The sequence below is a fragment of the Fictibacillus arsenicus genome (assembly GCF_001999465.1).
Lineage (GTDB): Bacteria > Bacillota > Bacilli > Bacillales > Fictibacillaceae > Fictibacillus > Fictibacillus arsenicus.
This window is the reverse complement of record NZ_MQMF01000008.1, coordinates 23607-45805: the sequence shown is the minus strand read 5'-3', so window position 1 is coordinate 45805 and position 22199 is coordinate 23607. Positions and strand designations below refer to the sequence as shown.

The window sequence follows — 22199 nt, the reverse complement described above, 5'->3', positions numbered from 1 at the left end:
AAAATGTATGGAAATATAATAAAATTTATTTTGTCCCAACAGGATATATGATTTTGAGAACAATAGGTCCAGTGATGATGGCGAAGAGGTCACACCCGTTCCCATACCGAACACGGAAGTTAAGCTCTTCAGCGCCGATGGTAGTTGGGGGTCTCCCCCTGTTAGAGTAGGACGTCGCTGGGCTTTATCTCAAAAAACTTTAAATTATATTATTCCACAGTAGCTCAGTGGTAGAGCTATCGGCTGTTAACCGATCGGTCGTAGGTTCGAGTCCTACCTGTGGAGCCATTACTTTTTGCTTCCATAGCTCAGCAGGTAGAGTGCTTCCATGGTAAGGAAGAGGTCACCGGTTCGAGCCCGGTTGGAAGCTCCATAATAAAAATATGGCCCGTTGGTCAAGCGGTTAAGACACCGCCCTTTCACGGCGGTAACACGGGTTCGAATCCCGTACGGGTCACCAACTTTTCTTTTAACTGAACATAACTTTTGGAGGATTAGCTCAGCTGGGAGAGCACCTGCCTTACAAGCAGGGGGTCGGCGGTTCGATCCCGTCATCCTCCACCATTTATGCCGGTTTAGCTCAATTGGTAGAGCAACTGACTTGTAATCAGTAGGTTGGGGGTTCAAGTCCTCTAGCCGGCACCACAAATTTTACTAGCTAGTAAAATTTGTTGAAAGAGATCTGTGATCGTCTCTTTTTTTATGTGGAGGGGTAGCGAAGTGGCTAAACGCGGCGGACTGTAAATCCGCTCCCTCCGGGTTCGGCGGTTCGAATCCGTCCCCCTCCACCATCTTTGAATAGTTATAAAAAGATAGACTATAATGCTTTTATGCGCGGGTGTAGTTTAATGGTAAAACAAGAGCCTTCCAAGCTCTGGTCGTGAGTTCGATTCTCATCACCCGCTCCATTTATTTCTTCGGGGCTTTAGCTCAGCTGGGAGAGCGCCTGCCTTGCACGCAGGAGGTCAGCGGTTCGATCCCGCTAAGCTCCACCATATACATAACAATTGATATCAGGCGATGGCCTGATTTTTTTTATATTTTTGTTGGTTTATTTGACTAGTAAAGAGTGCGTATTATTTGTTTCTTATAGACATAAGGGTAAAAAGCTGAGTTCTCGTTTGAGGAATCAGCTTTTTTGCATGTAAAGATCATAAATCAGACCGCAGCTCGAGATTTATGATCGCCATACGGAATTTATGATCGCCATACGGAATAATCGTCTCTTTCTTTTTCAACAACTCCTCAATAAATTTCTATCAAAAATTAGAGGGACCAACTCCTTCTTCCAACTAATAATTCTCATAAATATGTATTTCAACATCGAAAGCGCTTTCTTTTTGGTATATCTATGCAAAATTTTGTCCGGTTGAACCATGAAATCCCTTACAGCTACAATAGTATTAGGGAATCGTTAGTTTTTTGTTTTTCATAAGGGAGGAAGAAGAATGTTAAAAGATATATCAGTAATCGGAGTACCGATGGATTTAGGACAAATGCGACGCGGTGTAGATATGGGGCCGAGTGCTATTCGATATGCAGGAATTATTGAGCGTCTAGAAAACCTTAACTATCAGGTTGAGGATTTAGGTGATATAGAAATTGCTCGTCCAGAAAAACAAAGTATTGAAAACGAAGGTAATCTTAAAAACTTAAACGGTGTTTTGGAAGCAAGTGAAAAGCTTTCGGAATCTGTATCCAGTGTAATTACGAACAAAAAGTTCCCGTTAGTATTAGGCGGAGACCATAGTATTGCGATTGGAACTTTAGCAGGTGTTTCAAAACACTACAAAAACCTTGGAGTCATCTGGTATGATGCGCATGGTGATCTGAATACGGCAGATACATCTCCAAGCGGCAATATCCACGGCATGCCTTTAGCTGCTTCGATCGGTATTGGTCATGAGATGCTAACGAACATCAGCGGCTATACACCTAAAGTGAAGCCGGAAAACATTGTTATCATTGGAGCACGCTCACTGGATGAAGGTGAGAGAGAACTTATAAAAGAAAAAGGCATTAAAGTTTACACGATGCATGAAGTGGATCGTCTTGGTATGACAAAGGTTATGGAAGAGACGATTGAATATCTGAAACATACTGACGGTGTTCACCTTAGTCTTGATCTTGATGGATTAGATCCGCACGACGCTCCGGGTGTTGGTACACCTGTGCTTGGGGGAATCAGCTACAGAGAGAGCCATCTGGCGATGGAGATGCTTGCAGAAGCAGAGATTATTACTTCAGCCGAGTTTGTAGAAGTAAATCCAATACTTGATGAGAAGAACAAAACAGCAACAGTTGCTGTGGCATTAATGGGATCTTTGTTGGGAGAAAAACTTTTATAAAATGGTTCAAACAAAAACAGTTGCCTCTCTACGGAAGCAACTGTTCTTTTTCATTTATGCGTTGATATTGATTTAGCAGCTGGTCTATTTCTTGAGAAAGTTCAACAACTTCTTCTGCAATTAAGGGAAGATGTTTCGAAAGCTCATTCATTTGCTGTCTGGAGTGTTCGATCTGTTCGATCAATACATCTCTATGCATACAAACAACCCCTCTCTTCACTCGATTAAAGTATTTTATATGATTAATATTCCCAGGGCTTATTAGTTTGAAACACCGAAACTAGAAAAATATACCTTTTTATTTCGTCAAATTCTGCAACATGATAAAATAAAAAAATAAAGATAAACATTGAAACTTATGGCAAGCTGGTACGTAAATAAAATCCGAGTGGTGATAATAGATGGACGCCTTAGTAGCGAATATGGTTGCCCAAGTCAAAAAAGGGGACCAGGAAGCGTTTGAAGGCATTGTAGACCTTTTTAAAGATAAAATATACCGGCATTGTTACCGGATGGTCGGCAATGGACACGAAGCAGAAGATTTAGCACAAGAAACTTTTTTAAGAGCTTACCGTAATATAAGTAAATACAATAATGAATTTAAATTTTCAACTTGGATTTTCAGAATTGCCACAAACCTATGCATTGACAGGCTAAGAAAGAAAAAGCCTGATTACTATTTAGATGCTGAAGTACCTGGCACGGACGGAGCTACGATGTATAGTCAGCTCTCATCTGAAGAACCGCTGCCTGAGCAGGTGGTAACAGAAAACGAACGATGGCATGAACTGCAAGAAGAGATTATGAAGCTCCCCGAAAAGTATAGGACAGCAATTGTTCTAAAATATGTAGAAGATTTATCCCTGGAAGAAATCAGCCACATTATGGACATACCCGTCCCAACTGTAAAAACTCGTATACATCGAGGCAGAGAAGCGCTGAAAAAAGTATTTCAAATGGTTGTAAAAACGAGGTGAAGAAAAAATGCAGTGTGAAGCTTCTGTATTTGATGAATTGATGAACAGAGTACTCGATGGTGAAGCGACGAAGGAAGAAGAGCGTGTTTTTCATGCTCATCTGGAAGAATGTGAATCATGTAAAGAAGAATACGAGATGCTTTTAGAAACTCTAAAAGAATTACAGTTACAGAACCATAATATAAAAGCTCCTGAAGGATTTACTAGGGCTGTTATGGCAAAGCTGCCTAAAGAGAAGCAGCAAATAAAATGGAAACGGTGGATGCAGCGCCATCCTGCTTTAACGGCCGCGGCGATCTTTATGTTCTTTATGGCAGTATCCGTTTTTACAAGCTATAATCAGCAGGATTTAGCTGTTGTAAAAGGAGAAGGTAACCTTCAGATCAAAAAGGCTGAAAGAGTAGTCGTTGTTCCAGCTGGTGAAACGATAAAAGGTGACCTTGTCGTAGAGAATGCTGACGTCCGTATTGAAGGAAGAGTAGAGGGCGACGTAACGGTTATAAAAGGAAATCAATATCTTGCATCAGCAGGTGAGGTAACGGGGCACAGTCAGGAAATCGGCCAAGTTGTCGAATGGGTATGGTACAAGTTGAAATCATTGGTTAGTACAAAAGAAGAAACGATGCAAAATAACGATAAGAGCCGTTTAGAAACGGCTTTTTTTGTTGGGTGAAGAAATGATGCAGGGGTATTCATCGCGCCAAATTTGTCAGGGATTGTCGGCTCGTGGTTATATTCTAATAAACGTGGGATTATTTCAATTAACGTGAGAAAAAACGCAGCTACCGTGGATTAATCTGGTTTACCGTGGAAATATCAGCCACAATACCTATGGTAGTATCAAGCAAAGGGCGGGTTTCATTGTCGTTACCAACAGGATTAGCCTTGAACTTCATAAACTTGAGCCGCTCATGCTCAGTTTTCTTTGTAATGAGGTATGCTATAATAAATAAGTTAAATCTATTATGAAAACTTCAACTTGGAACACATACCCGAGTTGGGAGGGAAGTTATGTTACCAATCGCAGATTTTAATATCTTTAACTACCTTACACAAATAATTGATATTTTATTGGTGACGTATGTCATCTATAAATTGATCATGATTATCCGAGGAACAAAAGCTGTTCAATTGTTAAAAGGAATAAGCGTGATCATCGTAGTATGGTTTCTGAGCAGCTCGTTCGATCTTCGGACGATGTCTTGGCTGATGGATAAAGTCATTACATATGGTTTGCTTGCCATTATTATCATCTTCCAGCCAGAGCTGAGAAGAGCGCTCGAACAGCTTGGTCGAGGCAGATTCTTTTCAAGGACGGGAATTCCTGAAGAAGAAGAAACTGAGAAAACGATCGCAGCTATCGTGAAGTCTACAAACTATATGTCTAAACGCCGTATCGGAGCTATCATCTCAATTGAAAGAGAAACAGGGTTGAGTGAGTACGTAGAGACTGGGATTCCGATTCAGGCGCATTTAACTTCCGAGCTGTTAACGAATATTTTTGTACCGAATACACCGCTTCATGATGGAGCTGTCATTATTAAACAAAGCCAGGTATTTGCAGCTGGCTGTTATTTGCCGCTTACAGAAAGTCCGTTTGTTTCAAAAGAACTTGGGACACGACACAGAGCAGCATTAGGAATCAGTGAAGTAACAGATGCTATAACGGTTATAGTTTCTGAGGAGACAGGTACGATCTCCCTTACAAAGAACGGGGAAATCTATCGGAATCTGGACGAAGAGTCTTTAAGAAATTTGTTAAATGCAGAATTGATTATTGCGAATAAGTCCACTTCCTCAACTCGCTGGAATTGGAGGGGAAAGAAAAATGGACAAACTCCTTAATAGTTCATGGTTTGTTAAAATCATTGCTTTCCTCCTTGCTTTAATGATGTATACCATCGTTACAATGGAAACGCAGGAAGAAGCAGCTAACCGTTCTATTTTTTCAAAAATGTATACGGAAAGCGAAACCATTCAGGACGTTGAAATCACACCTTATTTTGATGAAAAACAATATGTCTTAACCGATTTGCCCTCTTCGGTAGATATTACTTTAACAGGCTCAAGCAGGTTAATTACAAAAGCCACAAAAGTAGATAAAGAAGTCGAAGCATATATTGATCTGACTAATGAGGCTCCGGGCAATAAACGGGTTAAAGTAAATGTCCGAGGTTTGCCTGAAGGCGTTAAGGCGAAGGTGAAGCCTGAGTTCGTTGACGTAATCCTTCATAAGAAAGTTACGAAAGAGATGCCAGTTAACGTTGATTTGAAAAATACAAGAAAGCTTCCAGAGGGTTACACAGCTGGAGATGTTAAATTCTCTCCAAAATCAGTCAGAGTAACTGGTCCAGAAGGAATGATCAATCAGATCTCATTTATAACTGGATTTGTTGACGTAGGCAATGCGGACGAGACTATACAGACCAAAGTGCCTTTACGTGCATACAATCAACAAGGAGACCTTATTGATGTACAGGTTTCTCCTGAAACGGCAGAAGTATCAGTGCCGATAAAGAAACCTAAAAAAACAGTACCTATTTCCATCCGAACAAGCGGGGAGCTTGAAGAAGGCCTATCACTTGCGTCAATAACATCTGACCCAAATGAGATTACGCTGACAGGTACAACAACTTCTTTAGATAAATATGATTCATTTAAAGAGATTTCTATAGACCTTAGCAAAATAAAAAAAGATACAACAGTAACCGTAGATGTTCCTGTACCAGATGGAATTGAATCTGTCTCGGAAAAAGAGGTAACCGTTTCGATTGACGTTGAAGACGAAGAGATAACACGAACGTTTAAAGATGTTCCATTAACATTGCTTGGTACGACCGATGAGAAAAAAGCTACAATTCTAGACCCTGAAGATGGAGCAGTAGATGTAACGGTGAAAGGCAAGAAGAGTACACTTGATTCGCTCCAAATATCAGACCTCGAAGGTATTTTAGATGTAAGCCAGCTTGAAGAAGGAACTCACGAAGTAAAGATAGATTGGAAAAATCCTGCTGATATTGATCTGACAGATACAGTTCAAGAAGCCAGTGTGGAAATTCAAACAGAAACTAGCAGTCAATAGATGAAGGAGAGAGCAATAATGGGAAAATATTTTGGTACAGACGGAGTAAGAGGAGTTGCAAATACAGAGCTAACGCCTGAACTTGCTTTTAAATTAGGACGTTTCGGAGGATATATTCTAACAAAAAATACAGATAAGCCAAAAATCTTGATCGGTCGTGATACTCGCATTTCCGGACAAATGCTGGAAGGCGCTCTAATAGCTGGCCTTTTATCGATCGGTGCAGAAGTAATGCGTTTAGGAGTTATTTCAACACCAGGCGTTGCTTTTATTACAAAAGCGCTGGGAGCACAAGCGGGAATCATGATCTCAGCTTCACATAATCCAGTTGCAGATAATGGAATTAAATTTTTTGGTGCTGACGGTTTTAAGCTTTTAGATGAGCAAGAAGCGGAGATCGAAGCACTTTTAGATAAAGGTACAGATGAACTGCCTCGTCCTGTAGGAGGCGACCTGGGTTCTGTCAGCGATTATTTCGAAGGCGGACAAAAGTACATGCAATATCTTAAACAAACGATTCCTGGAGACTTCTCAGGATTGCATATCGCACTAGACTGTGCGCACGGTGCTACATCATCACATGCACCGCACTTATTTGCTGATTTGGAAGCAGATATTTCAACAATGGGTACAAGTCCAAACGGCTTAAACATTAATGAAGGTGTTGGAAGCACACATCCAGAGAAGCTTGCTGCGCTTGTAAAAGAAAAAGGCTGTGACATGGGATTAGCGTTTGATGGCGACGGGGACCGCTTGATCGCGATCGATGAAAAAGGAAACATTGTCGATGGTGACCAAATTATGTTCATCTGCGCGAAGCATCTCAAAGACCAAGGCCGTCTGAAACAGGATACGGTTGTTTCAACAGTAATGAGTAACCTTGGATTTTATAAAGCAGTTGAAGCGAGCGGTATCCAATCTGCTCAAACAGCTGTTGGTGACCGTTATGTAATGGAAGAGATGCGCAAGAACGATTTTAATCTTGGCGGAGAGCAGTCCGGCCATATTATTTTCTTGGATTACACAACCACAGGTGATGGGCTTCTTTCTGGAATCCAGCTTGCATCTATTTTAAAAGCAACTGGAAAGCCATTATCAGAGCTTGCAGGAGAGATGAAGAAATTCCCTCAGCTTTTGATCAACGTTAAAGTAGCAGATAAATCTAAGCTGAACGGAAATGAAGCGATCAAATCGGCTATCGATCAAGTGGAAACAGAACTTGAAGGAAACGGCCGAGTGCTTGTACGCCCTTCTGGAACAGAACCGCTCGTACGCGTAATGGTAGAAGCACCAACAGAAGAGCTTTGCCAAAAGCATGCAGAAACAATCGTAGAAGTCGTCAAAAAAGAGTTAGTATAAAAAGGAAGACCTTTATCCGACATAAAATGAAAAAGGGCACGAAACATATGCATATGCGGCTCACACAAAGGGCTGCTTATGCATATTTTTTTATTATGGAACTTTATGTTTCAACTTTTTCTGAAATAGGGAAAGAATAATAATTGACGGTTTTGAAAAACCCGTGTATGATTATTTTTGTTTACTTCAATAAAAGGAAGGAGTTTACATTTAATCATTCATCCAAAAAGCGCCTGAACTGCTGATCGGAAAAAGCAGTTGACGAGGAAGAGGTTCATCGATATTTCGGCGGATGCCTCTCGGAACATTCACTTCCGTAAGCTTTTGTTCAAACCAGGCAAGGTGACTTCCTGTACAAAGACGAAAGCAAGTGAAACCAAAATAAAAATAGAAAACATAGGTGGGGTTGTGAGCCCCGCTCACGGCCCTCTTATGTAAGCCGTCAGCAGAGTGTGATGGCTTAAGGAGGACGTTTATTTATGTGTGGAATCGTAGGTTATATTGGAACTAAAGATGCAAAAGAAATCTTATTGCGTGGTCTTGAGAAATTAGAGTACCGCGGATATGACTCAGCAGGAATCGCCGTACTTAACGAAGACGGAGTTCATGTATTCAAAGAAAAAGGCCGTATTGCTAACTTGCGTGAGAGCGTTGATCTAGATGTTGAAGCATCTGTTGGGATCGGGCATACTCGCTGGGCAACACACGGTGTTCCAAGCAAAGTGAATTCACATCCACACCAAAGTTCAACAGAGCGTTTTACACTTGTGCATAACGGTGTAATCGAGAACTATGAACAGGTGAAGAAGCACTATATTTCAGGTGTTGAGTTATTGTCTGAAACAGATACAGAAGTAATCGTTCAGCTAGTAGAGCACTTTGTAAAAGAAGGCATGGAAGTGGAAGAAGCATTCCGCCGTACATTGTCTGAACTTAAAGGTTCTTATGCGATCGGTTTAATCGACAACGAAAACCCTGAAACCATCTATGTTGGTAAAAACAAAAGCCCATTGTTAGTGGGTAAAGGTGAAGGCTTCAACGTTATTGCAAGTGATGCAATGGCTATGCTTTCTCAAACAGATCAATACGTTGAATTAATGGATAAAGAAATCGTAATCGTGACTCGTAACAACTATACAATCAAGACGCTTGATGGTGAAGTTGTAGAACGTGCACCTTACACAGCAGAACTAGATGCAAGCGACATTGAAAAAGGCACGTACCCTCATTTCATGTTAAAAGAAATTGATGAGCAGCCTTTCGTAATGCGTAACATCATTAATCAGTACCAAAACGAAAATGGCGACCTTAAGCTTGATGACGACATCCGTGCTGCAATGAAAGGCGCAGACCGTGTGTACATCATTGCATGCGGAACGAGCTACCATGCAGGTCTTGTTGGTAAGCAGCTTATCGAGAATATCGCAAATATTCCGGTTGAATCACACATCGCGAGTGAGTTTGTTTACAACATGCCGCTTTTATCTGAAAAGCCATTGTTCATTTTCATCTCACAATCCGGTGAGACTGCAGACAGCCGTGCCGTATTAGTTGAGATCAAAAAGTTAGGTCACAAAGCATTAACAATTACAAACGTTCCGGGATCTACACTTTCTCGTGAAGCAGACTACACGCTTAATTTGTATGCTGGTCCTGAGATCGCAGTTGCTTCTACAAAAGCTTACACTGCACAAATCGCTGTTCTTGCTATCTTAGCTGTTGATTCTGCTCGTGCTAAAGGCATCGAGTTAGACTTCAATCCGCTTCAGGAGCTTGCGATTGTAGCAAACGCTATGGAAGTTTTATGTGATCAAAAAGAAGAGATGGAACAGATTGCTCGTGAGTTCTTAGCTGTAACTCGCAACGCATTCTTTATCGGCCGTGCTGCTGACTTCTACGTATGTTTAGAAGCTGCACTTAAGCTTAAAGAAATCTCTTATATCCAAGCAGAAGGATTTGCTGGAGGAGAACTTAAGCACGGTACGATCGCGTTAATCGAAGACGGTACGCCGGTCATCGCTCTAGCTACACAAGAGCATGTTAACTTAAGCATCCGCGGTAACGTAAAAGAAGTAGCGGCACGCGGTGCGTACACTTGCGTGATCTCTATGGATGGACTGCAAGAAGAAGGCGATCGCGTCGTTCTTCCGAAGATCCACCCGTACTTGACTCCGCTTGTATCTGTACTTCCAATGCAGCTGATCTCTTACTACGCAGCGCTTCACCGCGACTGTGACGTAGATAAGCCGCGTAACCTTGCGAAGTCAGTAACAGTAGAATAAATTAAAAAATAGAAAACCACCTCCCGATGGAGGTGGTTTTATTTTTGTGCTTCTTCATCCTTTTCAAGTTCTTTTATAAGCTTTTTCATCTCATCAATTTCTTTGCGCTGTGCTTTGATAATTTTATCAGCAAGCTCCTGAACTCGTGGATCAGAAATGTTTGCTCGCTCACTTGTAAGAATTGCAATAGAATGATGAGGAATCATAGCTTTCATCCAGCTTGTATCTTCTACGGTCGCCTGACTTCGAACGAGCCAAAGAGAAGCGGCAAATATAAGAGCACTGCTGCCTAGTATAACCATATTCTTCCGTCTATCTGTATACATCTTACGCATGAACAAGAGCATCACAATCGCCATGACAGAACCCATAATCAGAGCCATATACAGCCGTGTCTCACTGTAAAAGACGTGATTTAACTGAAAAATATTTAAGTACATAAGTCCGAACATAATGATTGTTGAAGTAGTAATCATAACCACAAATTTTGTATACTTTTTCATCAAAAATCCTCCTTTAGCCTCCAAATATAATGTAACCTTAGAAAATTAATCTCAAACATCACTATATTTTCAATTCAATAGCCGGCAGCCAAGGTTTCTATTCGCAGCAGCAGTGGTAAAGGAAGAGTATAAACCATTATATGGGAGGTGTTCCTATGAAAGTAGCAGTCATCGGTACTTCTGAAAGTGTAGGAGAACTTGTATTGAAAAAATTAAAAGAAAAAAATCATCAATCAGTTGCAGTTATAAAAGATGAACATAGAAAGCCGGATATGGAAAAGCTGGGAGCAACAGAAGTAGTTGTAAATGAAGGAGATCATTTTGAGGAAGTATTCGCTGCTTGTAATGCAGTAATCTATATCGCAGGATCCAGTCAAAGAACAGGTGAAAACAAAACAGTTTTAATCGATCATGATGAAGTGATTGATTCAATAGAAGAAGCAAAGAAAATGAGAATCGAACGCTTTATCCTCATGAGTGCCATTCGGGCAAATGAATCTGAGAACAGTGATTCGAGTAAGGTTGGCGAAAAGGATAAGCCTGACGAGCGATTAAGAGAAGAAGGTTTCAAATACACGATAATCCGGCCTGGCCATTTAACAGATAAACCGGGAAAGGGATTGGTCACTATAGGTGAAAGCTTGGATATCGATGAAGGGGAAATCTCCAAGGAAGATGTCGCTTCCGTATTAGTAGAAATATTAGACAACCATGATTCTTTTCATAAGACATTTGATGTAGTTTCAGGGAACGTTCCTATACATGAAGCATTTTATCATTAGGATTTCAGAAAGGATGATTGTGTGGATATTACCGCTTATCTCGTAATAGGGCTTATCGTTTTTATCGCATTACTTATCGTGGTACCTGTTATCTTTTTCATTTATTTATATTTTAAAGATGACCGTCAAAAGCAGCATGCAATCCTGCGCAACTTTCCCGTCCTCGGAAACGTCAGATACATTACCGAAAAGATAGGACCTGAGCTGAGACAGTATCTTTTTAATAATGATAATGAGGGTAAGCCTTTTTCTCGAAAACAGTATCAGGACGTTGTAAAAGCAGGCAAATATAAAGAGCGGTTAATTGGATTTGGTTCTGATCATGATTTTGAAGCAGAGGGGTTTTATATTCGTAATACCTTATTCCCAAAACAGCGTGATGAATTAAAAGTAGATAATACAGAAAAGATAAAAACGAAAACTTATAAAATAAATAAAGACGGCCTTTTTACACGAAAGGAGCATCATGAAGAAAAACTTGTTGATCCTTATTTATTAAGAGACGAAGACGCCGTGGTAGTTGGCGGACAAACATGCCGCACTCCCTTTCGAGTAAAAGGTTTAGTAGGTCAGTCCGGAATGAGCTTTGGTGCATTAGGTGAAAATGCGATTACCGCATTATCGAAAGGGCTGGGACTTGTAAAAGGAACATGGATGAATACGGGTGAAGGCGGACTGTCAGATTATCATTTGGCTGGCAATCCCGACATCATTATGCAGATCGGCCCCGACTTGTTTGGAGTTAGAAAACCGAGTGGTGAATTTTCTTGGGAAGAGTTTAAGAAAAAGAGTGAAATGAAGCAGATAAAAGCGTTTGAACTAAAGCTGGCACAAGGTGCAAAAACAAGAGGCGGACATGTTGAAGGCGAAAAAGTAACAGAAGAAATCGCAAAAATACGTCTTGTAGAACAAGGCAAGACGATCAACAGCCCGAACCGCTTTTATGAATTTGATAATCCATCAACCATGTTCGATTTTATAGAAAAATTAAGAGATGTTGGCGGTAAGCCAGTGGGAATTAAAATAGTTGTTGGAGATTTGGATGCACTGGAAGATATGGTCGCCACAATGAAAGAAAGCGGAAAAGGACCGGACTTCATAACAATTGATGGAGGTGAAGGAGGTACGGGTGCAACTTACCAAGAGCTTGCGGATGCCGTTGGTTTGCCGATCCAAGCAGCATTGCCTGTCGTGGACGAAATGCTTACGAAATATGGTGTCAGGGACAGAGTGAAGCTGATCGCATCAGGAAAACTGATTACCCCTGACAAAGTTGCCATCGCTCTCGCTATGGGAGCAGATCTCGTAAATATCGCCCGTGGATTCATGATCAGCGTAGGGTGTATTATGGCCCAAGTCTGTCACACGAACCAATGCCCTGTCGGAGTTGCTACTACAAATAAAAAACTTCAAGAAGGTCTCATTGTAGAAGAAAAACACTACAGGGTTGCTAACTATGTAATTTCGTTAAGAGAAGGTCTTTTTAATTTGGCTGCAGCAGCAGGTCTGGATTCGCCTACACAATTTAAAAGAAAACATATTGTTCATAAGGACGATCTCGGACGAATATCGCCGGTAGAGGAAATCATACATGCAGCAGTAAAAGCACAGCATCATAAATAAAAGATCGAGAAACAAAAAACTCATCTGCTTAAAAGATGAGTTTTTTTAACTTACATTCTTTGATCGTTTGAGAGTTTAGTTAATTCCTTTGGAAGCTGTCCAAACAAAATCATCCGGTACATTCGAAAGTCTGCCCTCAAAGACCAGAAGGGATGTCCAAATGTAGCAGGCTTATTCCCTTCAATAAAAAAATGGCTGAACCAGGCAATGCCGTAAGCAACAACAGGAGCTAATAAGAGAAACCAAGGGCTTTTCCAAATCGCAAGAATAATAAAAATAAAGACAAATGAAGTACCAACAAAATGCCACGCTCTAGTTGATGGTTTACTATGCTGCGAAAGATAGAACGGCCAAAATTCTTCGTAATTCTTAAACTCCATACCAACACCTCCTATAAAAGTTTAATATTCTCTTATCCTAATACTGAATCCTTTTTAATAAAAGGGAAATTGAGCTCCATGAGGAAGACTATAAAATGATGTGAAAAAAGTTTTGACTCTGTGGTGCACAACACGGTTTATGATGGAATTGCAGGTGGTGAATAAGAGATGTACAGAGTAAGTGAGTTCTCAACAATGACAGGACTGAGCAAGGAGACATTACGGTATTATGCAGAAGTGAAACTCCTCGAGCCTGCTTATATTGATCCAAAGAATAATTACCGGTATTACGATAATGGCTCTTATTTAATCGCAATAATTTTGGTTAGTTTACGAAAATTCAATTTTACGATTCAAGAAATGATCACCGTTATTGAAGATGAGTCTTTCAAGAACCTGGAGAACATCCTTAATCAAAAAAAGCGGGACATTCAGAAAAAAATAGAGGAAATGCATGGCACAATAGATGAAATTGATCAGTTCTTAAAATGGGGAAATGAGGAGGATGCATGATGATAACATGGAATGAAGAGAAGGTAATATCGGTAAATATTGAAAAGGTGTGGAACCTATTTTCTGATGAAAATATACAGCGTATCATGCCAAACGTTGTAGAACATACACCAATCGAAAAGAAAGAAGGGGTAGTAGGCTCAACGTATCGTCAATCTTACAAAGAGGGGCGACGAGTGGAAACATACATTGTTGAGACTCTCGGGTATGAGAATACAGAATCAAAAAAATACTTGCATATAGGGTTTACGCTAGGAAAGGCCTTTGAAATTGAAACAGCATTTACCTTAATAAAAATAGATGAAACAAGCACACGCTTCATTTATACGGGACAAAATAAAGGCATCAACTTCTTGGGCAAAGTCATGCTTAAGATCGCTGGTGATAAAAATAACAACAAAGTGGTACAAGATTTTATGGACAAGGTAGAGGAGGAAGCGGTGAATGAATCTGCTTCTGTTTAACTTTAAAAGAGTCTGCTCCGTCCATGCATAACATAATGTTTTATTTTCCATCCTAAAAGGTAAAGTTAAAGGAGCCTACATTAAAGGAGTGGATGAAATGGATAAAGAGCAGCTAAAACAAGAAATACTAAACGTATTAGAAAAAAGACAAACAGGAGTGCTCGCGAGTGTGAAACAGAACAAACCACACTCCAGATATATGACCTTTTATCATGATGAACTTACCTTCTATACACCGACTAGCATTGAGACACATAAAGCAGAAGAAATTCAGGAAAATCCTAATGTTCATCTCTTAGTTGGTTATGATGGTGAAGGATATGGCGATTCTTATTTAGAAGTAGAAGGTACGGCAACGATTCAAGATGACCAAGGGCTGAAGGAAAAGTTTTGGTCCGAACAGATGTCTCATTATTTTGATGGACCAAATGACCCTAACTACATTCTGCTAAAAATAAAACCAAGTTTAATCAGATTAATGAACAGTGAAGAAAACTCACCGCTAACATTAGAATTATAAAATATACAAAATAAAGACCTCTCTTTTGAATAAAAGAGAGGTCTTTGTTCGTCTAATATTAATAACTGGATTTTATTTTCCTATAATTGTAAAAAATGATAAAATAAATAGACCGAACATTCTTTAAATTAAGAGGGGGCTTTTAAATGAAGAGGATATGGACGGCTATAGGATTATTAATAGTTTTAATGGGATGCACTGAAAAAGAGGTTGAGAAAGAACCGAAGTTTACTGTGAAAGATGCGATTAAGGAAAATCATGTAGTCATTCAAAATTTGTCGGATAAAGTTAACGAAATTATGACTGGGGCAACGAAAGCAGAAAACCTTGTTCCTATGTTCGTTTTTCTAGATGATGTAGAGGCGGATAAAGAGAGTACATTAAAAATAACAATCTTTCCTAAAAACGGAGAACCTACTACAAGTGAATTACACTATGTGAACAAAGATAAGACGATTTTTAAGAATAATAATAAATCATTCACTATGCCAATAGGTGATATTGAATGTTCGAGCATTTTAGCTAGCAGCAGGAATGTAATGGCAGATGGCTGTAATGGTAAGTATAGTACAGTTTTGGTTATTCCATTTGGAGTGAGGGAGTATAATCTTGCAAAAGTAGAATACAAAAAGCAAAAAAATAAATAGGGGGAAGTTATGCCATATATATTAAAAGACAGTTTGCTCTCTTTTATTCTATCTGTTATTGGAATTATTCTCTTAGGTTCAGTTCCGTTCATGTTTACAGGTATGTCGTTTAATACTGACAGCTATTTGGACGGAATAGGGGAACTATTTAAAACGATGATGAAACCTTCTGAAATCATGTATTTTACCGGAAGCGGAATGTACCCGCTCTTTCCAGAAATATGGGGTATAATCGGATATTCTTTAACCATTTTATTTTCTTCGTTCTTTATCGCTATTATTTTAGCACTTATGTTTGCTCTAGGGATTTTTACGCTTCCAACACGATTAAAAGATAAGATTCGTGTATTTTCATTTATGTTCGAATCAATTCCCGATGTTCTAATTGCGATTGGAATGCAGTTTTTTATTATCTGGTTTTTTAAGAAGACGAATATTCTCTTGTTTCAAATTGTTTCTTTGCATGACCAAAAAACTTATTTTGTACCGATCTTTTGTTTAACTGTATTGCCTACTTTGCTTATTTTAAGGATATTGCTTCTTAATATGGAAGAAGAATTCAAAAAACAATACATTGATACTGCTAAGGGTAAGGGGATTGGCAGATTTCATATTCTCTGGAGACATGTGCTTCCAAATACGCTGCTAAGTGTCTTTCACCAATCCCGCAATATCCTATGGTTTATGCTTTCTAATCTATTAATGGTTGAATTTTTGTTTAATATCTACGGGGTTACAACACTGGTAAGAGAAATGGGGAACCCAGCTATCTTTACGATTTCTATGCTTCTATTATTTTTACCCATGTTTCTATTTTTTACGGCTCTTAGAATTTTTTCGTATAAGTGGGTGGGTGAAAAATGATAAAAGCGATCTGGAAGGACCCTTTTTTTCTAGCAGGTTTTCTCTTCGTTTTTGCTTTGGTTAGTTTCAGTTTTTATCATCATTTTGTAATGAATAATGAAATCTATGAAAATCAGATTATCTATGAAGGAATTACACCTGTTGATAGAGCACCTTTCGAACCTTCAAGTGAGTATTGGTTCGGCAGCGACCGTATGGGAGCGGATTTATTCTATCAGATTATTTCAGGAGCAAAATACACATTGGGTGTTGCATTCGCTGCGAGTTTACTGAGAATTATCCTGTCATTCTTTGCTGGGATTATGTTACTGAGTGCAGGGAAGATTCTTCCGGTCTTTAAAGGACTCGGGCAATCGTTCTACTATATTCCATCAGCTCTACTAATCTTATTTATAGTGGGTCCGATTATTATGATCGAAGAAATAACCTTTTGGGAAAAAGCATTTTTTCAGATCATGCTGATGGTTTTAATTGCAGTTCCAAATACGGCGATATTGATAAAAGAGGAAATAAATTTAATCCAGCAAAACGAATTTATTACGAGTGCGAAGTTAATGGGAGGCAACAGGTTTCGTATCTTGTTTAAACACATCATGCCCCATCTATGGCCAAGGCTTGTCCTTATGTATGTCCAGCAGGTGATTGCAGTGTTATTGTTACTTGCTCATCTTGGCATATTAGGAGTTTTCTTTGGAGGAACGATCTATCGTGAATATGGTATGGAATTTGTAATACCCGCTTCCGTTTCAAATGAATGGTCAGGCTTATTAGGAGGTTATTATGCTCAGCTAAGACTCGCACCATGGCTTGTATTCTTTCCGGTTTTAAGTTTTGCTGCTGTAATCATGGCGTTTAACTTTATGGCCGAGGGAATTAAGCGAACAGGAGATCAATTGCCGGGCAGGAAAAAAGTGAAGAAGAGAGAAAAAGGTAAAGAGGAATCTGTCTCAGGGGAATCCTTTGTATTTTTAACAGAGCGGAAAATAGGATAAACAAAAAAGGCAAGAGCTAAAACTCTCGCCTTTGGGGATGTTCTTATCTCAACGTCGCACCGATGATGATGAGAAGGATAAAAAGCACTACAATTAAAGCGAACACTCCGCCGCCGCTTCCGTATCCGTAGCCGCCGCCATAGCCATAACCGCCACAAGGGTTGCAGCACCCGTAACCATATCCAGGATAACCCCAGTTACGCTGTTGTTGTCTCTTTCCAAACATGCTGTAATTCCTCCTTCTTTCTTGTGCCTTATGCTTTCATCTATAGTGTATGTCCCAGGAGAAGGAGTGACAGGGACAATACCCTAATAAAAATCAAAAAGTTTTGAAATTAAAGGAGGTCAACCATGAGTGAAGTACTGACAAAGTATAAGAGTTTTACCAATTGGCTTCAGCAGCTTAAACAAATGCCAGACGAATATTGGCTGGTGCCTATTAAAGATGGAAAATGGTCTGTTGGAGAAATTGTTGCTCATATTAAGGCATGGGATGTTTTTGTGTGGGATGAGAGAGTTGCCTATTTTGTAAGTGGATCTGAAATTCCGGTAAAAAAAGTAGATGTTGAAGAAATCAATAGCAATGCTGCAAATGAGGCAAAATCAGGTATATCTAAAAACCAGCTTCTAGATGAAGTAATTGAATGCCGCCAAGTAGTTGCAAAGAAGTTAGGAGAAGTCCCAAGTTCTGTTTGGCAGGAAAGAATAGAAATGGGTTCAAAAATGATTACATTATGTGAATATATTAGCGGACTGGTGGAACATGATGAACATCATAGAACTCAAATCGAAGAATTCCTTACAGCGAATAGGATTGATATTTTAAAACAGAAAGTGTAGACTCCTAGGAAATAAAGTCGAATTTCCCCGGAAATTATTTCAGGAAATAATTGAAAGTATGGAAAGAGCTTCTATCAAGACAGAAGCTCTTTTTTTCGTTACCATATAATAAAACGCTCTTTTCTAAAGGATTGTTGCTAGTTTTTTCTAATGTCATCATTTGTAAGTTGATTGGAGCGCAAGGTTGCCGACTCCTACGGGACGAGCGGTCAGGTGGAGACTCCTAATGGTGCAAAGCGGCAGGGGGCTCACCGCACGCCCCGTGGAAAGCGAGCAGCCTGGAGCGGAAATCAACTAACTTTCAAGAGCAACAATGGATGCGAAAACAGCCAAATAAAAAAACAAAGAGGGCACATGGATACAATTACACATACTTTATTTGGATTAACCCTTTATGGTGCGGCAAATAAATCAAATATGGATAAGTCTCATAAAAGAGCGCTCTTGCTTACAACGTTAGTAGGCAGTCAAATACCTGATATTGATGTGGTTGTTAATCTGACTGAAACAGGGCGAATCATGCAGCAAATGTGGCATAGGGGCTTAACACACTCGTTTTTCCTAATACCAATCTGGGGAATATTGATTTACTATTTGAGCCGTCTTTTATTTAAAGTAAAAGACAGGCGGATTTTTTATTGGGCAATTCTAGCGGTTTTCATACACAATACGAGCGATCTATTCAATACATGGGGTACCGGATATCTTGAACCTTTCTCCAGCTATCGTGTAACATTCGGGACGATTCCGATTGTCGATTTTGTGTTTTGGTTTTTGATACTGGCTGGATTCATTGTTTCTCGAAAAAAAGAAGCTGGTGAAAGGTATAAAGTATTCAGAGTGGTTTGGCTGTTGATGGTTGCTCATGTTGCCATTCAGTCAGCTCAAGGATATATCATCTATAATGAAGCAAAGGAAAAGTATGAAGATGTAGCACTTGCAGCAGGTTTTGTGCCTACTCAATTTCAGGTGATCGGAAAAGATGGAAACGAAGTAAAGATTGTAAAAGACAGCATCTTTATCAAACCTGAAGTAGAGCATACTTTGATCTCAAAGGATGAAGCGGATCTTGCACCGCTATTTGAAGAGAATCCAAGAGCAAAAACACTTCATGAATGGTCTCCCTTCGTTGTTGTAGTTGAAGAGGATAATAAGCTGGGAATCTATGACCCGAGGTTTTATCGGAATGGAGAATCTTTCTTATATGAGTTCATAAAAAAGCAACCCTGAAATATTGAGTGCACTGAAAAAGTTCCTAAATAAAATGTTGAATGCGGGATCTCCGCTCCAGGGTACATGCTTTCCGCGGGGCGGGCGCTGAGCCCCCTGCCGCTACGCGCCTTTAGGGGTCTCACCTGTCCCACTCGTCCCGCAGGAGTCAGTACCCTTCCGCTACAATCCTTACATTTTTGTATGCAAAAAAAGAAAAACCGGTGTAAATTCAACCGGTTTTTCAGTGCCATCGAAATATTTAGGGTTACTTTCTAATAATGCCTATTTTCATATGCAATGTTGCAATGAGAAGATGTTGATTTCCGCTACAGGATGCTCGCTTTCCGTGGGTCGGACGGTAAGCTTAATTCGTTTCTGTTTGAGTGTCTGTTGTTGTTGCGTTAGTTTCTGCAGTTTCATCATCTTCTGCTGGCGGGTCAGTTGGAGGTGTGTCTGGTTCCGGCTCAGGACCTTCTGGATCTTCAGGTTCTGTTGGAGGATCCTCTGGTTCAGGGTCCGTTCCAGGATCGTCCGGTTCCTCGTCCTGTGGTGGTGGAGGATCAGCCTCATCATCTCCCTTTGGTTCAGTTGGAGGAGGAGGATCTGAATTCTCATCATCGTCTTCTTTTCTTTTTTCTTCTTCTTTTTGTTTAGACTCTTCTTCTTTTTTCTTTTCTTTCTCTTTCTCTTTATCTTCATTCTCTTTCAATTCTTTCTTCTTTGGAGCTTTCTTTTCTTTTATTGGTGCTAAAAGCTCTTTTACAGAAGTTCCTTTTACAATGAGCTCTCTAACTATGTTGGAACCATTCTTGTCTTTTGTGATATAGCCAGTATTTTTATTAATATAGATTTCCTCTACAGATTTCGGCTTTTCAAAACCAGCCGTCTTCTTATCTTTAGAAACCTCTGAAACGATGGATTTGAAGATATATTTAGCAATTTTTTGGTCCTCAGGTGTTAAATATTGTTCAGCGTTCGTTTTGTCATATCCCGTCCATACAGCTGCTGTGTAATTGGTTGTATATCCTGCGAACCATGAATCGCTGGAACCTTTTTCAATATCTAATCCTTCAGGCATATTTGTTGTACCGGTCTTGCCGGCTACTTCTAATCCAGGAATCGCAGCTAAAGTTCCCGTACCTCGTTTCACAACGTCTTTCAGCATATCTGTCACCATATATGCGGTGTAGTCATGCATCGCTGCTACCGGTTTTGATTCAAACTTCTTCTCATAGCCATCAGAAAACTTCACTTTACGCAGAGTTGTTGGTTTATGATACACACCTTTATTTCCAAAGGCTGTGTAAGCTCCTGCAAGTTCAAGTGGTGAAGGGCCATGCTTGAATCCGCCGATTGCATAAGCGGGATGAGCAGTCTTTATCGGGATTCCGAGGTTATTTGCAAACTTAACGGCATCTTCTGATCCAACTTCCATAAATGTTTTTATCGCAGGAATATTGTAAGACATAACGAGTGCTTCTCGCATAGAAACATCTCCATGGAATTCATCATCCCAGTTACCTGCTTCCCAATCGCCGATTTTCAATTCCTCATCTTTTATTTGCTTATATGTTGACCATTTTAGCTTTTCGATAGCAGGTCCGTAATCAAGAATTGGTTTAATCGTTGAACCTGGCTGCCTTTGTGTATCAGTAGCATAGTTAAATCCTTTTGCAATATCTTCATCACCGCTCGTTCTGTTTCCGCCTAGAGCACGAATGACTCCAGTCTTTGTATCAAGCAGCGCTACACCCGCTTTAAACTTTTCACTAGGATACTTTACATACTCGTCTGTAGACAGAACTTTTTCAGTATGTGCTTGTGCTTTAGGATCTAGTGTCGTGTAGATCTTTAAACCGCCTTCGTAGATAGCACGCTCTGAGATGCCTTTCTCTTTTAATTCTTTGATTACTTGCTGAATAAAAGATTCATATTTTAATCGTTTAGCCTTTTCTTTAACTAGCGATTCTGCAACTGGCGTTTTTACTGCTTTTTCTTTCTGTGCTTTTGTAATAGCACCATTTTTGTACATTAGCTCTAAAACTGTATTCCGTCTCTCTTCAGCAGCTTCCGGATGCAGTAATGGGTCATATCCGCTCGGCCTCTGCGGAAGTCCTGCTAATAATGCAGCTTCAGCGGGAGTTAAATCTTGCAGTGGTTTGTTGAAGTACGTCTTAGAAGCAGTTGCAACACCATAAGCTCCGCTCCCAAAATAAATTTTGTTTAAGTACATCTCTAAGATTTCGTCTTTTGAGTACTTTTGTTCTAGCTGAATAGCAAGGTATGCTTCTTGTACTTTACGCTTAATCGTTTTATCAGGTGATAGTACACTATTCTTCACGACTTGCTGGGTAATGGTACTCGCACCCTCAGCACCAAAACCATCCTGTACGTTTGCCAATGCTGCACCAAATATTCGTTTAACATCAACACCCATGTGTTCTCTGAAGCGAGTATCTTCTGTTGAGATAAACGCTTGCTGCACAAGTTCAGGAATGTCATTAATTTTAGCGTATTCTCTCCGTTCATTGCTTGTAACATAAGTAACAAACTCATCGTTCATATCATAGATCATAGAAGATTGCGGGTCGTTTAAGGCTTCTTCCGTTAATTTCGGAGTTTCATTTACATAGGCATATATCATTGCACCTCCGAATGTTACGCTGGATAAGAAAAATATGAGAGTAATAATTGCGGTTCGCCGGATCCAGCGTGACTTTTTCTTTTGCTGACGGAGCTCTGTTCTTTTAGCCACAGCACTCTTCCTTTCTTTGGATACTATCCTTGATTTACCCATTCTCTTCCTAAATA

General features: G+C 39.9%; 22 protein-coding genes, 8 tRNA genes and 1 rRNA gene. 26 read left to right on the top strand and 5 right to left on the bottom strand.

Annotation, left to right across the window (positions count from 1 at the left end; genetic code table 11):
- Positions 1 to 67 precede the first annotated feature (67 nt).
- From rrf to rocF, 10 genes are all read left to right on the top strand, one after another.
- A 5S ribosomal RNA gene (gene rrf / locus UN64_RS19050) occupies positions 68 to 183 on the top strand.
- 30 nt (positions 184 to 213) lie between these two features.
- Positions 214 to 288: transfer RNA gene (locus tag UN64_RS19045), tRNA-Asn, on the top strand.
- A gap of 9 nt (positions 289 to 297) precedes the next feature.
- Positions 298 to 373, top strand: a tRNA-Thr gene (locus UN64_RS19040).
- Between the two features lie 12 nt (positions 374 to 385).
- Positions 386 to 460 (top strand) — tRNA-Glu (locus UN64_RS19035).
- A 28-nt stretch (positions 461 to 488) separates the two neighbouring features.
- A tRNA-Val gene (locus tag UN64_RS19030) sits at positions 489 to 564 on the top strand.
- Positions 565 to 569: 5 nt separating this feature from the next.
- Positions 570 to 645, top strand: a tRNA-Thr gene (locus UN64_RS19025).
- A gap of 61 nt (positions 646 to 706) precedes the next feature.
- Positions 707 to 791, top strand: a tRNA-Tyr gene (locus UN64_RS19020).
- Positions 792 to 834: 43 nt separating this feature from the next.
- Positions 835 to 908, top strand: a tRNA-Gly gene (locus UN64_RS19015).
- Positions 909 to 919: 11 nt separating this feature from the next.
- Positions 920 to 995, top strand: a tRNA-Ala gene (locus tag UN64_RS19010).
- Between the two features lie 453 nt (positions 996 to 1448).
- Complete coding sequence (rocF, locus tag UN64_RS19005) at positions 1449 to 2348, top strand: arginase (RefSeq protein WP_077365739.1); 900 nt, start codon at positions 1449 to 1451, stop codon at positions 2346 to 2348.
- Positions 2349 to 2376: 28 nt separating this feature from the next.
- Here rocF and UN64_RS19000 read toward each other — a convergent pair whose 3' ends face one another.
- Positions 2377 to 2547 carry an aspartyl-phosphate phosphatase Spo0E family protein gene (locus UN64_RS19000; protein ID WP_077365737.1) on the bottom strand — a complete coding sequence of 57 codons (171 nt, stop codon included), beginning with the start codon at positions 2545 to 2547 and terminating at the stop codon, positions 2377 to 2379.
- 202 nt (positions 2548 to 2749) lie between these two features.
- Here UN64_RS19000 and sigW point away from each other — a divergent pair, with 202 nt between their 5' ends.
- The 6 genes from sigW to glmS all read left to right on the top strand — a co-directional run bounded on the left by sigW (position 2750) and on the right by glmS (position 10048).
- Positions 2750 to 3325: an RNA polymerase sigma factor SigW gene (sigW, locus tag UN64_RS18995; RefSeq protein ID WP_077365735.1), complete on the top strand. Its 576-nt coding sequence runs from the start codon at positions 2750 to 2752 to the stop codon at positions 3323 to 3325.
- A gap of 7 nt (positions 3326 to 3332) precedes the next feature.
- Entirely contained in the window at positions 3333 to 3998 is a 666-nt protein-coding gene (locus UN64_RS18990; protein WP_077365733.1) for a zf-HC2 domain-containing protein, read from the top strand.
- Between the two features lie 338 nt (positions 3999 to 4336).
- Positions 4337 to 5170 carry a diadenylate cyclase CdaA gene (gene cdaA / locus UN64_RS18985; RefSeq protein ID WP_066285608.1) on the top strand — a complete coding sequence of 278 codons (834 nt, stop codon included), beginning with the start codon at positions 4337 to 4339 and terminating at the stop codon, positions 5168 to 5170.
- Positions 5154 to 6407 (top strand): CdaR family protein, encoded by a 1254-nt coding sequence (locus tag UN64_RS18980; protein ID WP_077365731.1) that lies wholly within the window; start codon positions 5154 to 5156, stop codon positions 6405 to 6407. Before cdaA ends, UN64_RS18980 begins: the two co-directional genes overlap by 17 nt.
- A gap of 18 nt (positions 6408 to 6425) precedes the next feature.
- Positions 6426 to 7766 carry a phosphoglucosamine mutase gene (gene glmM, locus UN64_RS18975; protein ID WP_077365729.1) on the top strand — a complete coding sequence of 447 codons (1341 nt, stop codon included), beginning with the start codon at positions 6426 to 6428 and terminating at the stop codon, positions 7764 to 7766.
- Between the two features lie 479 nt (positions 7767 to 8245).
- A complete protein-coding gene (gene glmS, locus UN64_RS18965; RefSeq protein ID WP_077365725.1) occupies positions 8246 to 10048 on the top strand; it encodes a glutamine--fructose-6-phosphate transaminase (isomerizing) in 1803 nt (600 codons plus the stop codon).
- 38 nt (positions 10049 to 10086) lie between these two features.
- Here glmS and UN64_RS18960 read toward each other — a convergent pair whose 3' ends face one another.
- Positions 10087 to 10551, bottom strand: a complete 465-nt coding sequence (locus UN64_RS18960; protein WP_077365723.1) for a DUF305 domain-containing protein — start codon at positions 10549 to 10551, stop codon at positions 10087 to 10089.
- Between the two features lie 155 nt (positions 10552 to 10706).
- Here UN64_RS18960 and UN64_RS18955 point away from each other — a divergent pair, with 155 nt between their 5' ends.
- Complete coding sequence (locus UN64_RS18955; protein WP_171978974.1) at positions 10707 to 11333, top strand: NAD(P)H-binding protein; 627 nt, start codon at positions 10707 to 10709, stop codon at positions 11331 to 11333.
- A 21-nt stretch (positions 11334 to 11354) separates the two neighbouring features.
- On the top strand, positions 11355 to 12956 hold the full coding sequence (locus UN64_RS18950) for an FMN-binding glutamate synthase family protein (protein ID WP_077365719.1): 1602 nt from the start codon (positions 11355 to 11357) through the stop codon (positions 12954 to 12956).
- 50 nt (positions 12957 to 13006) lie between these two features.
- Here the strand turns inward: UN64_RS18950 and UN64_RS18945 are convergent, their stop codons facing one another.
- A complete protein-coding gene (locus UN64_RS18945; RefSeq protein WP_077365718.1) occupies positions 13007 to 13336 on the bottom strand; it encodes an Mpo1-like protein in 330 nt (109 codons plus the stop codon).
- 168 nt (positions 13337 to 13504) lie between these two features.
- On the opposite strand from UN64_RS18945, the gene UN64_RS18940 reads away from it, so the two are divergent.
- The 6 genes from UN64_RS18940 to UN64_RS18915 all read left to right on the top strand — a co-directional run bounded on the left by UN64_RS18940 (position 13505) and on the right by UN64_RS18915 (position 17336).
- Complete coding sequence (locus UN64_RS18940; RefSeq protein ID WP_077365716.1) at positions 13505 to 13849, top strand: MerR family transcriptional regulator; 345 nt, start codon at positions 13505 to 13507, stop codon at positions 13847 to 13849.
- A complete protein-coding gene (locus UN64_RS18935; protein WP_306460389.1) occupies positions 13846 to 14313 on the top strand; it encodes an SRPBCC family protein in 468 nt (155 codons plus the stop codon). The genes UN64_RS18940 and UN64_RS18935 overlap by 4 nt, the downstream gene beginning before the upstream one ends.
- A gap of 97 nt (positions 14314 to 14410) precedes the next feature.
- Complete coding sequence (locus tag UN64_RS18930) at positions 14411 to 14833, top strand: pyridoxamine 5'-phosphate oxidase family protein (RefSeq protein WP_077365712.1); 423 nt, start codon at positions 14411 to 14413, stop codon at positions 14831 to 14833.
- Positions 14834 to 14979: 146 nt separating this feature from the next.
- Positions 14980 to 15480, top strand: a complete 501-nt coding sequence (locus tag UN64_RS18925) for a hypothetical protein (protein WP_077365710.1) — start codon at positions 14980 to 14982, stop codon at positions 15478 to 15480.
- Between the two features lie 9 nt (positions 15481 to 15489).
- On the top strand, positions 15490 to 16344 hold the full coding sequence (locus UN64_RS18920; protein ID WP_077365708.1) for an ABC transporter permease subunit: 855 nt from the start codon (positions 15490 to 15492) through the stop codon (positions 16342 to 16344).
- Entirely contained in the window at positions 16341 to 17336 is a 996-nt protein-coding gene (locus UN64_RS18915) for an ABC transporter permease (RefSeq protein WP_077365706.1), read from the top strand. Before UN64_RS18920 ends, UN64_RS18915 begins: the two co-directional genes overlap by 4 nt.
- A gap of 43 nt (positions 17337 to 17379) precedes the next feature.
- Here the strand turns inward: UN64_RS18915 and yjcZ are convergent, their stop codons facing one another.
- Positions 17380 to 17562, bottom strand: a complete 183-nt coding sequence (yjcZ, locus tag UN64_RS18910; protein ID WP_066285630.1) for a sporulation protein YjcZ — start codon at positions 17560 to 17562, stop codon at positions 17380 to 17382.
- A gap of 125 nt (positions 17563 to 17687) precedes the next feature.
- Between yjcZ and UN64_RS18905 the strand changes: the two genes are divergently transcribed.
- Positions 17688 to 18176: a DinB family protein gene (locus UN64_RS18905; protein WP_077365704.1), complete on the top strand. Its 489-nt coding sequence runs from the start codon at positions 17688 to 17690 to the stop codon at positions 18174 to 18176.
- A gap of 354 nt (positions 18177 to 18530) precedes the next feature.
- Entirely contained in the window at positions 18531 to 19406 is an 876-nt protein-coding gene (locus UN64_RS18900; protein ID WP_077365702.1) for a metal-dependent hydrolase, read from the top strand.
- 346 nt (positions 19407 to 19752) lie between these two features.
- Here UN64_RS18900 and UN64_RS18895 read toward each other — a convergent pair whose 3' ends face one another.
- Positions 19753 to 22143, bottom strand: a complete 2391-nt coding sequence (locus tag UN64_RS18895; protein ID WP_077365700.1) for a transglycosylase domain-containing protein — start codon at positions 22141 to 22143, stop codon at positions 19753 to 19755.
- Positions 22144 to 22199 lie beyond the last annotated feature (56 nt).

Excerpts from the sequence above, each read along its gene's own strand:
- rocF (WP_077365739.1), top strand. The coding sequence starts at position 1,449 with ATGTTAAAAGATATATCAGTAATCGGAGTACCGATGGATTTAGGACAA.
- UN64_RS19000 (WP_077365737.1), bottom strand. The coding sequence starts at position 2,547 with ATGCATAGAGATGTATTGATCGAACAGATCGAACACTCCAGACAGCAA.
- sigW (WP_077365735.1), top strand. The coding sequence starts at position 2,750 with ATGGACGCCTTAGTAGCGAATATGGTTGCCCAAGTCAAAAAAGGGGAC.
- UN64_RS18990 (WP_077365733.1), top strand. The coding sequence starts at position 3,333 with ATGCAGTGTGAAGCTTCTGTATTTGATGAATTGATGAACAGAGTACTC.
- cdaA (WP_066285608.1), top strand. The coding sequence starts at position 4,337 with ATGTTACCAATCGCAGATTTTAATATCTTTAACTACCTTACACAAATA.
- UN64_RS18980 (WP_077365731.1), top strand. The coding sequence starts at position 5,154 with ATGGACAAACTCCTTAATAGTTCATGGTTTGTTAAAATCATTGCTTTC.
- glmM (WP_077365729.1), top strand. The coding sequence starts at position 6,426 with ATGGGAAAATATTTTGGTACAGACGGAGTAAGAGGAGTTGCAAATACA.
- glmS (WP_077365725.1), top strand. The coding sequence starts at position 8,246 with ATGTGTGGAATCGTAGGTTATATTGGAACTAAAGATGCAAAAGAAATC.
- UN64_RS18960 (WP_077365723.1), bottom strand. The coding sequence starts at position 10,551 with ATGAAAAAGTATACAAAATTTGTGGTTATGATTACTACTTCAACAATC.
- UN64_RS18955 (WP_171978974.1), top strand. The coding sequence starts at position 10,707 with ATGAAAGTAGCAGTCATCGGTACTTCTGAAAGTGTAGGAGAACTTGTA.
- UN64_RS18945 (WP_077365718.1), bottom strand. The coding sequence starts at position 13,336 with ATGGAGTTTAAGAATTACGAAGAATTTTGGCCGTTCTATCTTTCGCAG.
- UN64_RS18940 (WP_077365716.1), top strand. The coding sequence starts at position 13,505 with ATGTACAGAGTAAGTGAGTTCTCAACAATGACAGGACTGAGCAAGGAG.
- UN64_RS18935 (WP_306460389.1), top strand. The coding sequence starts at position 13,846 with ATGATGATAACATGGAATGAAGAGAAGGTAATATCGGTAAATATTGAA.
- UN64_RS18930 (WP_077365712.1), top strand. The coding sequence starts at position 14,411 with ATGGATAAAGAGCAGCTAAAACAAGAAATACTAAACGTATTAGAAAAA.
- UN64_RS18925 (WP_077365710.1), top strand. The coding sequence starts at position 14,980 with ATGAAGAGGATATGGACGGCTATAGGATTATTAATAGTTTTAATGGGA.
- UN64_RS18920 (WP_077365708.1), top strand. The coding sequence starts at position 15,490 with ATGCCATATATATTAAAAGACAGTTTGCTCTCTTTTATTCTATCTGTT.
- UN64_RS18915 (WP_077365706.1), top strand. The coding sequence starts at position 16,341 with ATGATAAAAGCGATCTGGAAGGACCCTTTTTTTCTAGCAGGTTTTCTC.
- yjcZ (WP_066285630.1), bottom strand. The coding sequence starts at position 17,562 with ATGTTTGGAAAGAGACAACAACAGCGTAACTGGGGTTATCCTGGATAT.
- UN64_RS18905 (WP_077365704.1), top strand. The coding sequence starts at position 17,688 with ATGAGTGAAGTACTGACAAAGTATAAGAGTTTTACCAATTGGCTTCAG.
- UN64_RS18900 (WP_077365702.1), top strand. The coding sequence starts at position 18,531 with ATGGATACAATTACACATACTTTATTTGGATTAACCCTTTATGGTGCG.